13 protein-coding genes are annotated in these 17,018 nt (G+C 61.2%); 9 read left to right on the forward strand and 4 right to left on the reverse strand.

The window, feature by feature from the left end; translation table 11 throughout:
- Positions 1-84: 84 nt before the first annotated feature.
- From BT204_RS05470 to BT204_RS05505, 8 genes are all read left to right on the forward strand, one after another.
- Positions 85-2,388, forward strand: coding sequence for a YgiQ family radical SAM protein (locus BT204_RS05470; protein ID WP_003188080.1), 2,304 nt, complete (start codon positions 85-87; stop codon positions 2,386-2,388).
- A 202-nt stretch (positions 2,389-2,590) separates the two neighbouring features.
- The gene (locus tag BT204_RS05475; protein ID WP_014716676.1) at positions 2,591-3,523 is read left to right on the forward strand and encodes an Ssp4 family T6SS effector; all 933 of its coding nucleotides are present in this window, start codon (positions 2,591-2,593) and stop codon (positions 3,521-3,523) included.
- Positions 3,520-3,969 carry a hypothetical protein gene (locus BT204_RS05480; protein ID WP_072445896.1) on the forward strand — a complete coding sequence of 150 codons (450 nt, stop codon included), beginning with the start codon at positions 3,520-3,522 and terminating at the stop codon, positions 3,967-3,969. Before BT204_RS05475 ends, BT204_RS05480 begins: the two co-directional genes overlap by 4 nt.
- A gap of 167 nt (positions 3,970-4,136) precedes the next feature.
- Entirely contained in the window at positions 4,137-5,057 is a 921-nt protein-coding gene (locus BT204_RS05485; protein ID WP_034125657.1) for an Ssp4 family T6SS effector, read from the forward strand.
- Complete coding sequence (locus BT204_RS05490; RefSeq protein WP_034125658.1) at positions 5,054-5,503, forward strand: hypothetical protein; 450 nt, start codon at positions 5,054-5,056, stop codon at positions 5,501-5,503. Before BT204_RS05485 ends, BT204_RS05490 begins: the two co-directional genes overlap by 4 nt.
- A gap of 187 nt (positions 5,504-5,690) precedes the next feature.
- On the forward strand, positions 5,691-8,981 hold the full coding sequence (locus tag BT204_RS05495; RefSeq protein ID WP_072445898.1) for a transglutaminase family protein: 3,291 nt from the start codon (positions 5,691-5,693) through the stop codon (positions 8,979-8,981).
- Positions 8,982-9,174: 193 nt separating this feature from the next.
- Positions 9,175-11,661, forward strand: a complete 2,487-nt coding sequence (locus BT204_RS05500; protein WP_054896365.1) for a circularly permuted type 2 ATP-grasp protein — start codon at positions 9,175-9,177, stop codon at positions 11,659-11,661.
- Positions 11,661-12,551 carry a transglutaminase family protein gene (locus BT204_RS05505; protein ID WP_072445900.1) on the forward strand — a complete coding sequence of 297 codons (891 nt, stop codon included), beginning with the start codon at positions 11,661-11,663 and terminating at the stop codon, positions 12,549-12,551. The genes BT204_RS05500 and BT204_RS05505 overlap by 1 nt, the downstream gene beginning before the upstream one ends.
- 131 nt (positions 12,552-12,682) lie before the next feature.
- On the opposite strand, the gene BT204_RS05510 is transcribed toward BT204_RS05505, so the two are convergent.
- A complete protein-coding gene (locus tag BT204_RS05510) occupies positions 12,683-12,865 on the reverse strand; it encodes a hypothetical protein (RefSeq protein WP_034125662.1) in 183 nt (60 codons plus the stop codon).
- Positions 12,866-13,198: 333 nt separating this feature from the next.
- On the opposite strand from BT204_RS05510, the gene azu reads away from it, so the two are divergent.
- Positions 13,199-13,645 carry an azurin gene (gene azu / locus BT204_RS05515; protein WP_003188091.1) on the forward strand — a complete coding sequence of 149 codons (447 nt, stop codon included), beginning with the start codon at positions 13,199-13,201 and terminating at the stop codon, positions 13,643-13,645.
- A gap of 136 nt (positions 13,646-13,781) precedes the next feature.
- Here azu and nadE read toward each other — a convergent pair whose 3' ends face one another.
- The 3 genes from nadE to BT204_RS05530 form a co-directional block, all read right to left on the reverse strand.
- On the reverse strand, positions 13,782-14,609 hold the full coding sequence (gene nadE / locus BT204_RS05520) for an ammonia-dependent NAD(+) synthetase (protein WP_014716685.1): 828 nt from the start codon (positions 14,607-14,609) through the stop codon (positions 13,782-13,784).
- 3 nt (positions 14,610-14,612) lie between these two features.
- Complete coding sequence (pncB, locus tag BT204_RS05525; RefSeq protein ID WP_003188094.1) at positions 14,613-15,827, reverse strand: nicotinate phosphoribosyltransferase; 1,215 nt, start codon at positions 15,825-15,827, stop codon at positions 14,613-14,615.
- A 148-nt stretch (positions 15,828-15,975) separates the two neighbouring features.
- Positions 15,976-16,866 carry a LysR family transcriptional regulator gene (locus BT204_RS05530; protein WP_019818295.1) on the reverse strand — a complete coding sequence of 297 codons (891 nt, stop codon included), beginning with the start codon at positions 16,864-16,866 and terminating at the stop codon, positions 15,976-15,978.
- Positions 16,867-17,018: the final 152 nt, after the last annotated feature.

Here is a 17,018-nt window from a genome sequence, read left to right on the forward strand (position 1 = left end):
ATTCCGACTACTACCGTCGGAATTGGTCAAAATTTGTGCTATATTCCGCGCCCGCGATTTTTCATCTTCACACCGGTCACCGTCATGCAAACAGCCAAGCCGTTATTTGACTATCCCAAGTACTGGGCCGAATGTTTCGGTCCTGCGCCATTCCTGCCGATGAGCAGGGAGGAGATGGATCAGCTTGGCTGGGATTCGTGCGACATCATCATCGTCACCGGTGATGCCTATGTTGACCACCCCTCGTTCGGCATGGCGATCATCGGCCGGCTGCTGGAGTCCCAGGGCTTTCGCGTCGGGATCATCGCGCAACCGAACTGGCAGTCCAAAGACGACTTCATGAAGCTCGGCGAGCCGAACCTGTTCTTCGGCGTCGCGGCCGGCAACATGGACTCGATGATCAACCGCTACACCGCCGACAAGAAAATCCGCTCCGACGACGCCTATACCCCTGGCGGCATGGCCGGCAAACGTCCCGACCGTGCAAGCCTGGTGTACAGCCAGCGTTGCAAGGAAGCCTACAAGAACGTGCCGATCGTGCTTGGCGGCATCGAAGCTTCCCTGCGTCGTATCGCCCACTACGACTACTGGCAGGACCGCGTGCGCAACTCGATCCTGATCGACGCCACCGCCGATATCCTGCTGTACGGCAACGCCGAGCGGGCCATCGTCGAAGTTGCCCAGCGTTTGTCGTGGGGCCACAAGATCGAAGACATCACCGATGTGCGCGGTACCGCGTTCATCCGCCGTGATACGCCAGCCGGTTGGTACGAAGTGGATTCCACGCGCATCGACCGTCCGGGCAAGATCGACAAGATCATCAACCCGTACGTGAACACCCAGGACACCCAGGCCTGCGCCATCGAGCAGGAAAAGGGGCCGGTGGATGATCCGGAAGAAGCCAAGGTTGTGCAGATCCTGGCCAGCCCGCGCATGACCCGTGACAAGACCGTGATCCGCCTGCCATCGGTGGAAAAAGTCCGCGGCGACGCGGTGCTCTATGCCCACGCCAACCGCGTGTTGCACCTGGAAACCAACCCAGGCAACGCCCGCGCCCTGGTGCAGAAGCACGGTGAAGTGGACGTATGGTTCAACCCGCCGCCCATTCCGATGACTACCGAAGAAATGGACTACGTGTTCGGCATGCCTTATGCCCGCGTACCGCACCCGGCGTATGGCAAGGAGAAGATCCCGGCCTACGACATGATCCGTTTCTCGGTGAATATCATGCGTGGCTGCTTCGGCGGCTGCACCTTCTGCTCGATCACCGAGCACGAAGGCCGCATCATCCAGAACCGTTCCGAAGAGTCGATCATTCGCGAGATCGAAGAGATCCGCGACAAAGTGCCGGGCTTCACCGGCGTGATCTCCGACCTCGGCGGCCCGACGGCGAACATGTACCGCATCGCCTGCAAGAGCCCGGAAATCGAATCCGCGTGCCGCAAGCCGTCGTGCGTGTTCCCTGGCATCTGCCCTAACCTGAACACCGACCACTCGTCGTTGATCCAGCTGTACCGCAGCGCCCGTGCGTTGCCGGGTGTGAAGAAGATCCTGATCGCTTCCGGCCTGCGCTACGACCTGGCCGTCGAGTCGCCGGAATACGTCAAAGAGCTGGTCACCCACCACGTCGGTGGTTACCTCAAGATCGCCCCGGAACACACCGAGGAAGGTCCGCTCAACCAGATGATGAAGCCGGGCATTGGCAGCTATGACAAGTTCAAGCGCATGTTCGAGAAGTACACCAAGGAAGCGGGCAAGGAGCAGTACCTGATCCCGTACTTCATCGCCGCCCACCCGGGCACCACCGATGAAGACATGATGAACCTGGCCCTGTGGCTCAAGGGCAATGGCTTCCGTGCCGACCAGGTGCAGGCGTTCTACCCGTCGCCGATGGCCACCGCCACCGCGATGTACCACTCGGGCAAAAACCCGCTGCGCAAGGTCACCTACAAGAGCGACGCGGTGACCATCGTCAAGAGCGAGGAGCAGCGCCGCCTGCACAAGGCGTTCCTGCGTTACCACGACCCGAAGGGCTGGCCGATGCTGCGTGAAGCATTGACCCGCATGGGCCGTGCCGACCTGATCGGGTCGGGCAAGGACCAGTTGATCCCGCTGCACCAGCCGTCCACCGACAGCTACCAGAGCGCCCGGCGCAAGAACTCGACGCCGGCCGGCAGCCATAAGGTCGCCAAGGAAACCACCACCAAGATCCTCACCCAGCACACCGGCCTGCCACCCCGTGGCAGCGACGGCAGCAACCCGTGGGACAAGCGCGAGCAAGCCAAGGCTGCGGCCCAGGCGCGCAATAAGCAGGCGGCCAAAGAGCGCAGCGATGCGGCCAAGGGCAAGGGCGGCAAGCCTACGCGCAAGCCGGTTGTACCGCGGTGATCGACGTCTGAAATGCAAAACGCCAGCCTCGTGCTAGCGTTTTGCTTTCTGGTCGGTGGTGAGTCTGTTTGGTAAGGTGGCGCCCATTAGATTGCTATCGCAGGCAAGCCAGCTCCCACAAGAGAATGTATTTCAAGCGTGGGAGCTGGCTTGCCTGCGATGAGGCCGGTCTGGGCACTCTCGATTTCAAGGAAGAACACTTATGGGCAACCCCTTGCTCAACATCGGCATGGACTCCAACCGCTCCCAATTCATGGCGCGCCAGCGCATTGAGAGCCAGATCAACCTGCCGCGGCTGTTCGCCGTCATTGACGCCGACCCCAGCATCGTCGGCGCTGGCGTGGTGTACATCGACGCCGACTTCAACGTGATCACCCTGCGCGAATTCAAGCCCATCTGCAGCATCAAACCCAAGCGCGTCATTTTGCGCGAGGCGCAGAAGTACATCTCGCCGGCGCAGTTTGTCGAGCAGGTGAAGACCGACCCCCGTGAAGGGCGCCTCCAGAAGGAGGCCTTTGACATGGGGCTTTCCTGTGGGGCGGCGGTGATCGGCTGGATCGTGGTGTTCAGTGGCAGCGTCGCCGTACCGTTCACCGCCGGTGCCAGTGCTTTTGTGGTGGGTATCGGTGTCACGGCTGCGCTGGCCAGCAGCGCTCAGTGCGGGTTTGGCGTGGCCCGGACCTATAACGAGATCCTTGACCCAGATGCCAACGACCGCATGGACGACGCCCAGTGGTATGGCGCGGTGTCACCGATTCTCGATGCCGCGTCGTTGGTCGGGATCGGAACGGGAGCTTTCACCACATTAAGGCTGCTCAAGGCCAAAAAAGCCGCTGCGTTGGGCAAGAGCTGGTATGAATTGCTCAAGGGCTTGAATCGCCAGGAGCGCAAGAAGTTGACCCAGGAATTGCTCAGTCTCAAAGACCCAAGCCTGACCCCCAAGTTGCTCAAGTTGCAGCAGCGCGCCGGCACGTTGCCCAAGCGCTACAGCTCCACGGAAATTCGTCATGCCACGCTCACCCAGCTCAAGGACGCCTTGGGCGGCATGTTGGGTATCTGGGGCAGCTATCGAACCGGTCACGTTGGCTCGGCGTCGACGCTTGCCATTGGCCTGTATGAGGAACTGACGGAATGAAGGGGTTTCCCGATAGGCGCAGTTTCCTTGCGCGTTATTTTCCGGTGTTCATGGGCACCATCTTCATGGCGATTTTCTCTGGTTCGGTGGCTGTGTCCACGGCGGGCGTAACCTATTTGCGCGGGGTTGAACCGGCGCTCAAGGCCAACTACTCCGGGGCTGCAATCCTGATGCTGGTAGCGGTGCTGGTGTTTGGCAATGTGATGATTGCACGCGGATTCCCCTGGGCGACCCGGCTGGTGGCGAGCTACTTGGTGTGTTGCCTGCTGTTCGTTTTGCCGATGATTCAATACGGCCTCAATACCCTGGTGTACGGTTCGGCGGTGCTGTTTCCGCTGCTGGGTTTGTTGCTGCTCAACAGCAAGCGCCATCGTGAAATGCGTCAGCGATTACTCGAAATACGTCACCTGCGTCGGGCGGCGATTGCGCAACGCAAGACCCGTTGATTAGATAGGTTTATTGGCGGTAGGTGGCCTGTTTGTTAGGGGGGGCGCTCATCAGATTGCTATCGCAGGCAAGCCAGCTCCCACAGGGGAATGCATTTCAAGTGTGGGCGCTGGCTTGCCTGCGATGAGGCCGGTCTGGGCACTTTCAATTTCAAGGAAGAACACTTATGGGCAGCTCCTTGTTCAACATCGGCATGGATTCCAACCGCTCTCAATTTATGGCGCGCCAGCGTATCGAGAGCCTGATCAACCTGCCACGGCTGTTCGCCGCCATCGATGCAGACCCCGCCATTGTCGGTGCAGGTGTTGTGTATATCGATGCCGATTTCAACGTTGTCACCCTGCGCGAATTTCAGCCCATCTGCAGCATCGCACCCAAGCGTTTGATCCTGCGTGAGGCGCAGAAGTACATCGCGCCAACGCAATTCGCTCAGCAGGTGCAAGACAATCCGCGTGAGTCCCGCTTGGTGGGCGAAGCGGTCAATACCACGCTATCGTGTGCCGGCGCGGTTATCGGTTGGATCGTGGTGCTCAGTGGTTCCGTCGCAGTTCCGTTTTCGGCGGGGGCCAGTTCGGTGGTCGTGGCGCTCGGCTATACGGCCGCGGCAGCCAGTTCTGTGCAGTGCTTTGCCAGCGGCTATCGCACCGTCAATGAGATCCGCAACCCCGCGCGCAATGATCAGCTCGACAGTGAGGAGTGGTACCAATACACCATGATTGCCTTGGATGCGGCGTCGTTGGTTGGGGTGGGTTCATCGGCATTGGCAACGGTCAAGCTGGTGCGGCTGAATAAGGCCTCTACCGGGAAAAGTGTGAGAGAGGTGCTCAGGGGCCTGAATCGACAGGAGCGCGCCAAGTTGACCAAAGAGCTGCTGAGCATCAACGACCCACGCTTGACGTCCAAGATGATCAAGTTAAAGCAGTTGTCGGGCGAGTTGCCTAAGCGGTTCACGCCCACCGAGGTCAAGCATGCAACGGTCACGCAGATCAAGGACGCGTTGGGCGCAGCCATCGGTTTTACCGGTAGTGCGGTGTCAGGGAACGTACGCACAATTGCCATAGGTCTGTATGAGGAGGCCGAACAATGAACGAGCTGCCTAGCATTCGCAGTTTTCTGTCGACGTATTTCCCCGTCTTTATGGGGGCGATATTCGTCTGCATTTTCACCCTCGTGTTTGCGGTTCCGGTGTTCTTCGATAGCTATATGCCAAGCCTGTCCATGGCAGATAATGCCAAATACTCCTTCCTGGCGGGTATCGCACTCACGCTAGTCATTGTGCACTGCAATTTCATGATCGCACGCGGGCGTCCCCAATGGATTTGGCCGCTAGTGTTGCTGCTGGGGGTATGCTTTCTGGGTGTATTGCCAACACTCAATGATCAACCGAACGGGGTGGTATATGCCTTGAGCCTGGTGTTTCCATTAATTGGGCTATTGCTGTTCAACAGCAAACGCCACCGTGAAATGCGCCAGAAACTGGTCGAAGTCCGCTGCCTGCGCCAGGCCATGATTGCCCAACACAAACACCATTGATTGGGTAGATTCACCACCTGCCCTCAGCCCGGCGCTACAAATGTGTGCAGCGCCTGCACCATAGCCACAACGTTGGCGCCGTTTTGGTGCTGTACTGCACCGGGCCTGACGTTTTAGTGCAATGACTGCTGCTGTGGCATAAGTCTTGCGCGCGTTGTGCTTATGCCCTGGCTCGCAGGAGGCCGCCGTGTCGATTCATGTCGCGTTGCACCACGTTACGCATTACCGCTACGACCGTGCTGTCGAACTCGGCCCACAGATCGTTCGGCTACGCCCGGCAGCCCATAGTCGTACGCGAATACTGTCCTACGCGCTGAAGGTGTTGCCCGAGCAGCATTTCATCAACTGGCAGCAAGACCCCCAGGGCAATTATCTGGCGCGCCTGGTGTTCCCGGAAAAGACTGACGAGTTGCGCATTGAGGTCGACCTGGTCGCCGAGATGGCGGTGTTCAATCCGTTCGATTTTTTCCTCGAGCCGTACGCCGAAAAAATCCCGTTCAGCTACGCCGCCGATGAGCAGCGCGAGCTGGCGCCGTACTTGGAAACCCTGCCGCTGACGCCAAGGTTTGCCGCTTACCTGGCCGGTATCGATCGCACGCCGCTGCCTGCTGTGGATTTCCTGGTCGGCCTCAACCAGCGCCTGGCCGCCGATATCGGTTACCTGATTCGCATGGAGCCGGGCGTGCAAACTCCGGAATTTACCCTGGAAAATGCATCCGGCTCCTGCCGCGACTCGGCCTGGTTGTTGGTGCAATTGCTGCGCAATCTCGGGTTGGCGGCGCGATTTGTCTCTGGTTACCTGATACAGCTCACCGCTGACGTCAAAGCCCTCGACGGCCCGTCCGGTACCGAGGTGGACTTCACCGACCTGCACGCCTGGTGCGAAGTGTATCTGCCCGGCGCTGGCTGGATTGGCCTGGATGCCACGTCCGGGTTGTTCGCCGGTGAAGGGCATATCCCCTTGGCCTGCAGCCCCGATCCATCGTCTGCCGCGCCCATCAGTGGGTTGGTTGAGCCGTGCGAATGCGAGTTCACCCATGAGATGTCGGTGGAACGGATCTGGGAAGCGCCACGGGTGACCAAGCCCTACACCGAAGAACAATGGTTGGCGATCCAGGCCCTGGGCCGGCAGATCGACGGCGACCTGCTCAAGGACGACGTACGCCTGACCATGGGCGGCGAGCCGACCTTCGTCTCTATCGACGACCCAGACGGCGCCGAATGGAACACCGCAGCCCTGGGCCCGGACAAGCGTCGCCTGTCGGCCGAGCTGTTCCAGCGCCTGCGCCAGCACTATGCGCCCAAGGGCCTGGTGCATTTCGGCCAAGGCAAGTGGTACCCCGGCGAGCAACTGCCGCGCTGGTCGCTCAATTGCTACTGGCGCCGCGACGGCGTGCCGATCTGGCACAACAGCGCACTGATCGCCGATGAGCAAGAAGACTACGGCGCCGATGGGGTGATGGCCGGGCGTTTCCTGGCCAGCGTCGCCGAGCGCCTGAAACTGCCGGCGCGCTTTGTGTTCCCGGCGTTCGAGGACAATTTCTACTACCTGTGGCGCGAAGGGGCGCTGCCCCAGAACGTCACCGCCCAGGACCCGCGCCTGAGCGACGACCTGGAGCGTGAGCGCCTGCGCAAAGTGTTCAGCCAGGGCCTGGATAAAGTCATCGGCCAGGTGCTGCCGCTGGCACGTACTGCGGCCAATGACCGCTGGCAGAGTGGGCGTTGGTACCTGCGCGACAACCATTGCCGGTTGGTGCCGGGTGATTCGCCGCTGGGTTACCGGCTGCCCTTGGCTTCCCAGCCCTGGGTGACGGCGGCTGAGTATCCGTTCATACACCCCACCGACCCGAACCAGGACCAGCCCGAGCTTCCCACTGCGGCGCAATTGCGCAGCCATGGCGAGCCGGCCCCGGACGACGAGCGTGTGCCCAAGGTCGACGAGTCCGCCGACTGGCTGACCCGTACCGCGCTGTGCGCCGAAGCACGGGAAGGCCGCCTGTACCTGTTTATGCCGCCGCTGGAGCGCATCGAGGATTACCTGGAGCTGGTGACTGCCATTGAGGCCACCGCCGAAGAGCTGCATTGCCCGGTACTGCTGGAGGGCTACGAGCCGCCAGCGGATACGCGCCTGAGCAATTTCCGGGTCACGCCAGATCCCGGTGTCATCGAGGTCAACGTACAGCCGTCCGCCACCTGGGACGAGTTGGTAGAACGCACCGAATTCCTCTACGAAGAGGCCCGGCAAACCCGCCTGACCACCGAGAAGTTCATGATCGATGGGCGCCATACCGGCACCGGTGGCGGTAACCACTTCGTACTGGGCGGTGCGACGCCCAAGGATTCGCCCTTCCTGCGCCGACCGGACCTGCTGCGCAGCCTGATCAGCTACTGGCATAACCACCCGTCGTTGTCCTATTTGTTCTCCGGCCTGTTTATCGGCCCCACCTCCCAGGCACCCCGGGTGGATGAGGCGCGCAACGATGCGCTGTATGAACTGGAAATCGCCTTCGCGCAGATGCCGGCACAGGGCGAGGACTGCCCGCCATGGTTGGTGGATCGCCTGTTGCGCAACCTGCTGATCGACGTGACGGGTAATACCCATCGCGCCGAATTCTGTATCGACAAACTTTACTCACCCGACGGCGCCACTGGCCGCCTGGGGCTGCTGGAACTGCGCGCCTTTGAAATGCCCCCCCATGCGCGCATGAGCCTGACCCAGCAGTTGTTGCTGCGGGCGCTGGTCGCGCGGTTCTGGCGCGAGCCCTATGCGCCGCCGAAGCTGGCGCGCTGGGGCACTGAACTGCATGACCGTTTCCTGTTGCCGCACTTTATCGAGCAGGACTTTGCCGACGTGATCGTCGAGCTGAACGCGGCCGGCTACCCGCTGCGTGCCGAATGGTTCGCGGCGCATCTGGAGTTTCGTTTCCCCAAGGTGGGCGACTACGCCGTCAGCGGTATCGAACTGGAACTGCGCCAGGCCTTGGAACTCTGGCACGTGCTGGGCGAGGAGGGCGCAGTGGGTGGCACGGTGCGGTATGTGGATTCGTCCCTGGAGCGCCTGCAAGTGAAGTTGAGCGGGTTGCCACCGCAACGCTACCTGCTGACCTGCAATGGCGTGCCGGTGCCGCTGCAACCAACCGGCCGCGTCGGCGAGTTCGTGGCGGGCGTGCGTTACCGCGCCTGGCAACCGGCCAACTGCCTGCAACCGACCATCCCCGTGCATGCGCCGCTGGTATTTGACCTGCTCGACACCTGGATGCAGCGTTCGTTGGGTGGCTGCCAATATCATGTGGCGCACCCGGGCGGGCGCAATTACGACAGCCTGCCGGTGAATGCCAATGAGGCGGAGAGCCGGCGCATGGCGCGGTTTTTCCGCTTGGGGCATAGCCCGGGCAAGCTGCCAGTGCCGACTGTAACGGTAAACGATGAGTTGCCAATGACCCTGGATTTGCGGCGCTTCACAAAAAATAAGGAATGAACATGATCCTAGTGTGGGAGGGCTTTTGTGGCGAGGGAGCTTGCTCCCGCTGGGGTGCGAAGCGCCCCCAATTGCAGGCGACTGCTGCGCAGTCGAACGGGAGCAAGCTCCCTCGCCACAACAAGCCAGCTCCCACATTGGATCGTAGTGAATTTGAGTTAACCTGACTTCCCTTGCCTCTGCCGAGCGTTCCATGTCCGACTTGCTCGACCGTTACCCGCTCACCGCGGGCACCTATCACGAACTGCTGGACGCCAGCGGCGCGGTGCGTGCCCATTGGCGACGCTTGTTCGATCACCTGCAACGCAGCACGCCCGCACAACTGGCCCAGCGCCAGGCGTTGTTGACGCGTCAGATCCAGGAAAACGGCGTCACCTATAACGTCTACGCCGACCCCAAGGGCGCCGACCGCCCCTGGGAACTGGACCTGCTGCCTCATGTGCTGGCGGCCGAGGAGTGGCAGCAACTGTCGGCCGGCATCGCCCAGCGTGCGCGCCTGCTCAATGCGGTGCTGGCCGACCTGTATGGCCCGCAGCGCCTGATCAAGGAAGGCTTGCTGCCGGCCGAACTGGTGTTCGGGCATAACAATTTTCTGTGGCCGTGCCAGGGCATCCAGCCGCCCGACGGTGCGTTCCTGCATCTGTACGCGGTCGACCTGGCGCGCACGCCGGACGGCCGCTGGTGGGTCACCGCCGACCGTACCCAAGCCCCATCGGGCGCCGGCTACGCCCTGGAAAACCGCACCATCGTGTCCCGCGCCTTCCCGGACCTGTACCGGGATATGCAGGTGCAGCACCTCACCGGTTTCTTTCGCACGCTGCAGGAAACCCTGGCGCGCCAGGCCCCTGGCGATGATCAGCCGCCGCTGATCGTGCTGCTCACGCCGGGGCGTTTCAACGAAAGCTATTTCGAACACCTGTACCTGGCGCGCCAGCTCGGGTACCCCTTGGTAGAGGGCGGCGACCTCACCGTGCGCGACAGCACCGTGTTCCTGAAAACCCTTAGCGGCCTGCGCCGGGTGCACGCGATCATGCGTCGCCTTGATGATGATTTCTGCGACCCGCTGGAGCTGCGCACCGACTCCGCGCTCGGCGTGCCGGGCCTGCTCGACGCCGTACGCCAAGGCAATGTGCTGGTGGCCAATGCCTTGGGCAGCGGCGTGCTGGAGTCCCCGGGGTTGCTGGGCTTTTTGCCCAAGATCAACGAGTTTTTGTTCGGTGAAGCCTTGATCCTGCCGTCGATTGCCACCTGGTGGTGCGGCGAAGCGCCGGTGCTTGCCGAAGCCCTGGAAAAACTCCCGGAGCTGCTGATCAAGCCGGCATTTCCCTCACAAAGTTTCGCCCCGGTGTTTGGTCGCGACCTTGACGACGAACAGCGCCAGGCCCTGGCTGAACGCATGCGTGCGCGGCCCTATGCCTATGTCGCCCAAGAGCTGGCGCAACTGTCTCAGGCGCCGGTATGGCACACCGTGGATGACCACCTGCAACACCGTGCCATTGGTATGCGTGTCTACGCCGTGGCCAGTGAAGACGGTTATCGGGTACTGCCCGGCGGCCTGACTCGCGTGGCGGCCGACGCCGATGCCGAGGTGGTGTCGATGCAGCGCGGCGGGGCGAGCAAGGACACCTGGGTACTCGGCGAACGTGTGCCGGGTGGCGAGCAGTGGCGCGCCCAACGCACCATTGGCGCCTATGACCTAGTGCGCCGCGATCCCTATCTGCCCTCGCGCGTGGTGGAAAACCTGTTCTGGTTTGGTCGTTACTGCGAGCGATGCGACGACAGTGCGCGCTGGCTGCGCATTGTGCTGGCGCGGTATGTCGATGGCGACGATCCGCTGGCGTTGCAGGCCGCCGTCGAACTCGGCGAAAGCCTGCGCCTGTTGCCGGAGGAGGGCGAGCTGCCTGAGCGCCTGCTCGCCGCCTTGCTGGGTGATGACTGGCCTTCAAGTCTGCGCGCCAACCTGCAGCGTCTGCAGTGGGCGGCGTCCCAGGTGCGCGGCAAGTTGTCCAGGGAAAACTGGCAGGCCCTGGTGGAGCTGCAACGCGAAGCCATGGAACTGGAAAGCGACACTGCAGACTTTGGCGAGCTGCTCGACTTTCTCAATCGCCTGGTGATGTCCCTGGCGGCACTGTCCGGTTTTGCCCTCGACGACATGACCCGCGATGAAGGCTGGCGCTTCTTGATGATGGGCCGGCGCATCGAGCGTCTGCAATTTCTGAGCAGCAGCCTTGCGGCATTCCTGCGTGGCGTGGCGGTGTTCGATCAGGCCGGGCTGGAATGGTTGCTGGAGCTGGGCAACAGCAGTATCACCTACCGCTCGCGCTACCTGGCGGTGCCGCAGTTGATCCCGGTGCTCGACCTGCTGCTGCTCGACGAGCAGAACCCCCATGCGGTGCTGTTCCAGCTCAAGTTGGTGAGCCGCACCCTGCGCCGTCTCAATGATGATTTTGGCGTGCCCCGTGAAACCGGGCTGGTGCCTTTGGTCGAGTGCCTGGCGCGTTTTGACCTGGGCTGCCTGGAGAACGGCCTGTTTGGCGAAACCAGCGTGCGTGCCGCGCTGGACGGCCTGGCCGACCTGTTGCAAGCGGTGGCCGATGAAAGCGGGCAAGTGTCGGATCGCCTGGCGCTGCGCCATTTTGCCCACGTGGATGATGTCAGCCAGCAAACGGTGTCGGTGTAATGAGCGCGCGCTACCAGATTTTCCACGATACCCATTACCACTATGACAGCCCGGTGTCCCTGGCCCAGCAACTGGCGCACCTGTGGCCAAGGCCGTGCGCCTGGCAGAAGTGCACCTGGCAGCAGTTGGATATCAGCCCGGAACCCACCTCGCGCCGCGACGAACTGGACGTATTCGGCAACCCGATCACTCGCCTGGCGTTCGAACGGCCCCATGATGAATTGCTGGTGAACGCCGGGCTCACCGTGGAAGTGCTGGCGCGACCCGCTCTGGACTTCCAGCGGTCGCCGCCCTGGGACCACACCCGCGACAGCCTGACTTACAGCAGCCAGGCATTGAGCGCCGAACTGATCGAAGCCTGTCGTTATCGCTTCGAGTCGCCCTATGTCCATCTGAAGAAAACCTTCGTCGAGTTCTCCGAAAGCTGCTTCCCGCCCGGCGAGCCTTTACTGCTGGGCACGCAGGCATTGATGAAGAAGATCTTCAGCGAGTTTACCTTCGATGCCGAAGCCACCCAGGTCGCCACGCCGCTGGTGGAAGTGCTGGAGCGCCGTCGTGGCGTGTGCCAGGACTTCGCTCACCTGATGCTTGCCTGCCTGCGTTCCCGTGGCCTGGCGGCGCGCTATATCAGCGGCTACCTGCTGACCCAGCCACCGCCCGGCCAGCCACGGCTGATTGGCGCGGATGCTTCCCATGCGTGGGTCTCGGTGTTTTGCCCGGTATCAGGCTGGGTGGATTTTGACCCGACCAACAATGTGCAGCCGGCGCTGGAGCACATCACTCTGGCCTGGGGCCGGGATTTCTCCGATGTGTCGCCGTTGCGTGGGGTGATTCTGGGGGGAGGCAGCCACGACCCGGAGGTGCGGGTGACGGTGATGCCGCTGGAATGAAAAACGATCATTCCCACGCTCTGCGTGGGAATGCCTGCTGTGACGCTCTGCGTCACCCTTGCGCTGGCTTCAAGCCTGGTGCGGGACGCGGAGCGTCCTGGGCTGCATTCCCACGCGGAGCGTGGGAACGATCATTCAGTTGGGGCTTTCGGGGTTTCGGTCTCGTCAGGTGCCGCTTCACCTTCGGCATCCGGGTTCAGCGCGCCGGCTTCTTCCTCAGCAGCGGCTTTCTTGCGTTGCAGCTTTTCCTCTTTCTTCTGTTCCTTGGCCAAGTCTCTCTGACGTTTGGCGAAGGAGTAATTAGGTTTGGCCATGGGCGATCCTCTAGGGTCGAAGGTGAGGGTGGGCGGCGCGCAGCTGCCTCGGGTCGTCATGGTAGCAGCTTCGGGGGGGCGTTTGCTTTCACTTACCGCAGGCGTAGGCAGCCAGGAGGCCGTTGAACAGGTGATTGAGGTGCATGGCATGAACTCCCGTGAGTGATGGGCCGATCATAATCAGGGTGCGGCAGTTTGGCTGGTTGATTGTGTTGATGAAGCTGATAGCCTAAAGTTGTATACAATCTGTTGATTCAGATCATAAGAACTCAAGCCTGATTGAGGCACCCTTACCGCAATCCGCGTTTTTAAAACCCTGCCTTGGAGATTCACATGTTTGCCAAACTCGTTGCTGTTTCCCTGCTGACTCTGGCGAGCGGCCAGTTGCTTGCTGCAGAGTGCAAGGTCACTGTCGACTCCACCGACCAAATGTCGTTCAACACTAAAGAAATCACCATCGACAAGAGCTGCAAGCAGTTCACCGTTGAGCTGACTCACTCGGGTAACCTGCCCAAGAACGTGATGGGCCATAACTGGGTGCTGACTACCGAAGCCAATATGCAACCGGTGGCAACCGACGGCATGGCTGCGGGGATCGACAAGGATTACCTGAAAGCCGGTGATGAGCGCATCATCGCCCACACCAAAATCATCGGTGCTGGCGAGAAAGACTCGGTGACCTTCGACGTCTCCAAGCTGAAGGCCGATGAGAAATACAGCTTCTTCTGCTCGTTCCCAGGCCACATCTCGATGATGAAAGGTGCTGTGGTCCTGAAGTAAGACCGCGTTATCGTTCATCGCAGACAAGCCAGCTCCCACATTCGACCGCATTCCCATGTTGGAATCCGGTCAAGTGTGGGAGCTGGCTTGCCTGCGATGGCGATCTGACAATCAATGCAAAACCATCGGGTTCACCTCAAGGCGCAAACGGCATCACCCGCTTGTGCTCAGTCTTGCGATAGGTCTCGCAGATAATCCTGAACGCCTCCTCACGCACCGGCTCCCCCTGCAGGAACGCATCGATCTCGGCATAGGTCACGCCATGTGACGCCTCGTCCGGCTTGCCCGGCGACAGGTCTTCGAGGTCGGCGGTCGGCACCTTCTCCACCAGCGATTCCGGCGCACCAAAGTGGCGGGCAATGGCCCGCACCTGATGTTTCACCAGCCCGCTCAACGGTGCCAGATCGCACGCGCCATCACCGAACTTGGTGTAGAAGCCCATCACCGCCTCCGCCGCATGGTCGGTGCCGATCACCAGCCCACCGGCCGCGCCAGCGATGGTGTACTGCGCCACCATACGCATGCGCGCCTTGGTGTTGCCCAGCACGAAGTCACGGGACGCCGCGGCCTTGCCTTCAAAGGCGGCCACTTCATTGGCCAGGGCTTTAACCGCTGGGCCGATGTTCACGGTGTGACGTTCATCCGGCTCGATAAAGTCCACCGAGGCCTGGGCGTCGTGCTCGTCGAACTGGGTTTCGTAGGGCAGGCGCACGGCGATAAAGCGGTACGCCTCATCGCCGGTGCTGGCGCGCAGTTCCTGCACCGCACGTTGGGCCAAGAGGCCTGCGGTCAGGGAGTCGACACCACCACTGATGCCGAGCACCAGGGTCTTGAGCCCGGAATTGCGCAGGCAGTCCTGGATAAAGGCCACGCGCCGGGCAACCTCGGCTTCGAGTGCGGCCTGGTCCTTGAACGGGGCTTGCACCTTGAGCTGTTGTGCAATCTCACGCTGTACGGCTTGCATGATTCACTCCTTGCTGGATAGGGCAGGTACTTTGAAAACGTGACGCAAATAGGCGACAAAATTCGGGTCGGTGCAATGGGTCTTGCCCGCTTCATCGGAGATCTTCGCGACGGGCTGGCCATTGCAGGCGGTCATTTTAAGCACGATGCTCATCGGTTCCACCCCTGGAATATCACAGGTCAGGTTGGTGCCGATGCCAAAGCTCACATTAATGCGACCGCGCAACGCCCGGAATATTTCCAAGGCTTTGGGCAATGTCAGACTGTCGGAGAACACCAGGGTCTTGCTCATCGGTTCGATGCCCAGCTTGTGGTAGTGAGCGATGGCTTTTTCTGCCCACTGGATCGGATCACCGGAGTCATGGCGCAGGCCGTCGAACAGCTTGGCGAAGTACAAGTCGAAGTCGCCGAGGAAGGCGTCGGTAGTGATGCAATCGGTGAGGGCGATACCCAGCAGGCCACGGTACTCGCGTACCCAGCAATCAAGGGCGGCGATCTGGCTGTCGATCAGGCGCGGGCCGAGTTGCTGGTGGGCCATGATCCACTCATGGGCCATGGTGCCCAGCGGCTTCATATCGAATTCGCGCGCCAGGTGCACGTTGCTGGTGCCGACAAAGCGCCCAGGGAAATCGTGCTTGAGCACGCTGACCACTTCCTCCTGCACCCGGTAGGAAAAACGCCGGCGCGTGCCGAAGTCCGCCACTTGCAGCTCCGACAGCTCATCGCTGCTGGCGTTGGCGGTCAACCAGTCGAACTTGCGATACAGCTGCTCGCGGGCCTGTTCAAGGATCACGGTCTGGTAGCGGTAGCGGTTACGCACCTCGCTGACGATGGCCAGCATTGGCACTTCAAACAGGATCACATGCAGCCACGGTCCGCGCAGGCGGATAAACAACTCGCCGTTCTCGATGCCGGTTTGCACATACCGCAGGTTGAAGCGAAACAGCCCGAGGAAGCGCAGAAAATCCGGCTTCATAAAGCTGATGCGTTCCAGGAACCCCAGTTGATCGGGGCTCAGGCTCAGCTCGGCGAGGCGCTCGATCTGGTAACGAATCTCCGCCAGGTAAGGGCGTAGGTCTTCACTGTTACGGCAACGAAACTCCCATTCAACTTCCACGTTCGGGTAGTTGTGCAGCACCGCCTGCATCATGGTCAGCTTGTAGAAGTCGGTGTCGAGCAGGTTCTGCACGATGCGATCGGCAAACACACTCTCGCTCATAACGGGAATCTCCAGACGGGTCGGCGATGGAGGCCGGCCTTTACGCACAATTGAGGAAGGGGGTTAGTGGCGCATAGACTTGTGGGGTTTTGCCAGTGATTTTTTCAGTAAGGCCACTGGCTTGCCTGCGATGGCGATTCTCCAGGCGCTAAAGCACCTGCTCCATCATCCACTTCACAAACTCGCGCACCTTGGGCACCTCCGCCGAATGCTCGGGATACGCCAGGTAGTAAGCATCCTGGCTCGGCATCGCATGTTGCCAGGGGATCACCAACTTGCCCTCGGCCAATTCCTCCTCCACCAGAAAGCGCGGCAACAGCGCCACGCCGCATCCCACCTGCGCCGCACGGATACACATATAAAACGTGTCGAACCGCGGGCCATGGTAGCTGTGCTCGGTATGGAAGCCCTGGCTGGCGAACCAGTCATGCCAGCCCTGGGGCCGCGAGGCGTTTTGCAGTAGCACCAGGTCGCTCAGTTGCGTGGGGTCGGTGAAAGGCTGGGCGGGCAGGCTGTCGGGCGAACACACCGGTACCAGCTCTTCACTGAACAGTTTCAGGCTCTCGGTGCCGGGACGTGCGCCCTGGCCGAAATAGAACGCCATGTCGGCCTTGCCTTGCAGTAACTCGTCCGGGTCCTGTTCGTTGCACAGGTCCAGGTGGATCTGCGGGTGGCGCAAACGCCAGCCTTTGAGGCGCGGCACCAGCCAGCGTGCTCCGAAGGTGTAGGGCGTGGACACGCGCAGCACTTCGGTTTCGCCCCCGTAGGAGCGCAGGTAGTGGGTGGACATTTCCACCTGGGTGAGGATCTTGCGCACCTCCACCAGGTACAGGTCGCCCGCCGGGGTCATCTGCAAGCGGCGGCGCACGCGGCGAAACAGCAGGTGTTGCAACAGTTCTTCCAGCTGCGCTACTTGTTTGCTCACCGCGCTTTGGGTGAGGTTCAGTTCCTCGGCGGCGCGGGTGAAGCTCAGGTGGCGGGTGGCCGCTTCGAAACACTGCAGGGCGGTGATCGAGGGCAAATATCTTTTGTTCAGCACGGCATGCCTCTTTTTATTCTTTGCATGAATAAAGGGAATGATATCTCGCCTAATCGTCGTTTGTTGGCAAGTCTTGAGCCAGCTACAAATAGGCTCAGGATCGCCGTGCAAGCAGCGGCGCGATTTTTCTACGCAGATTTGAAGGAGTGACC

It is taken from the genome of Pseudomonas sp. NFPP02 (genome assembly GCF_900119355.1).
Taxonomy (GTDB): Bacteria; Pseudomonadota; Gammaproteobacteria; order Pseudomonadales; family Pseudomonadaceae; genus Aquipseudomonas; species Aquipseudomonas paracarnis.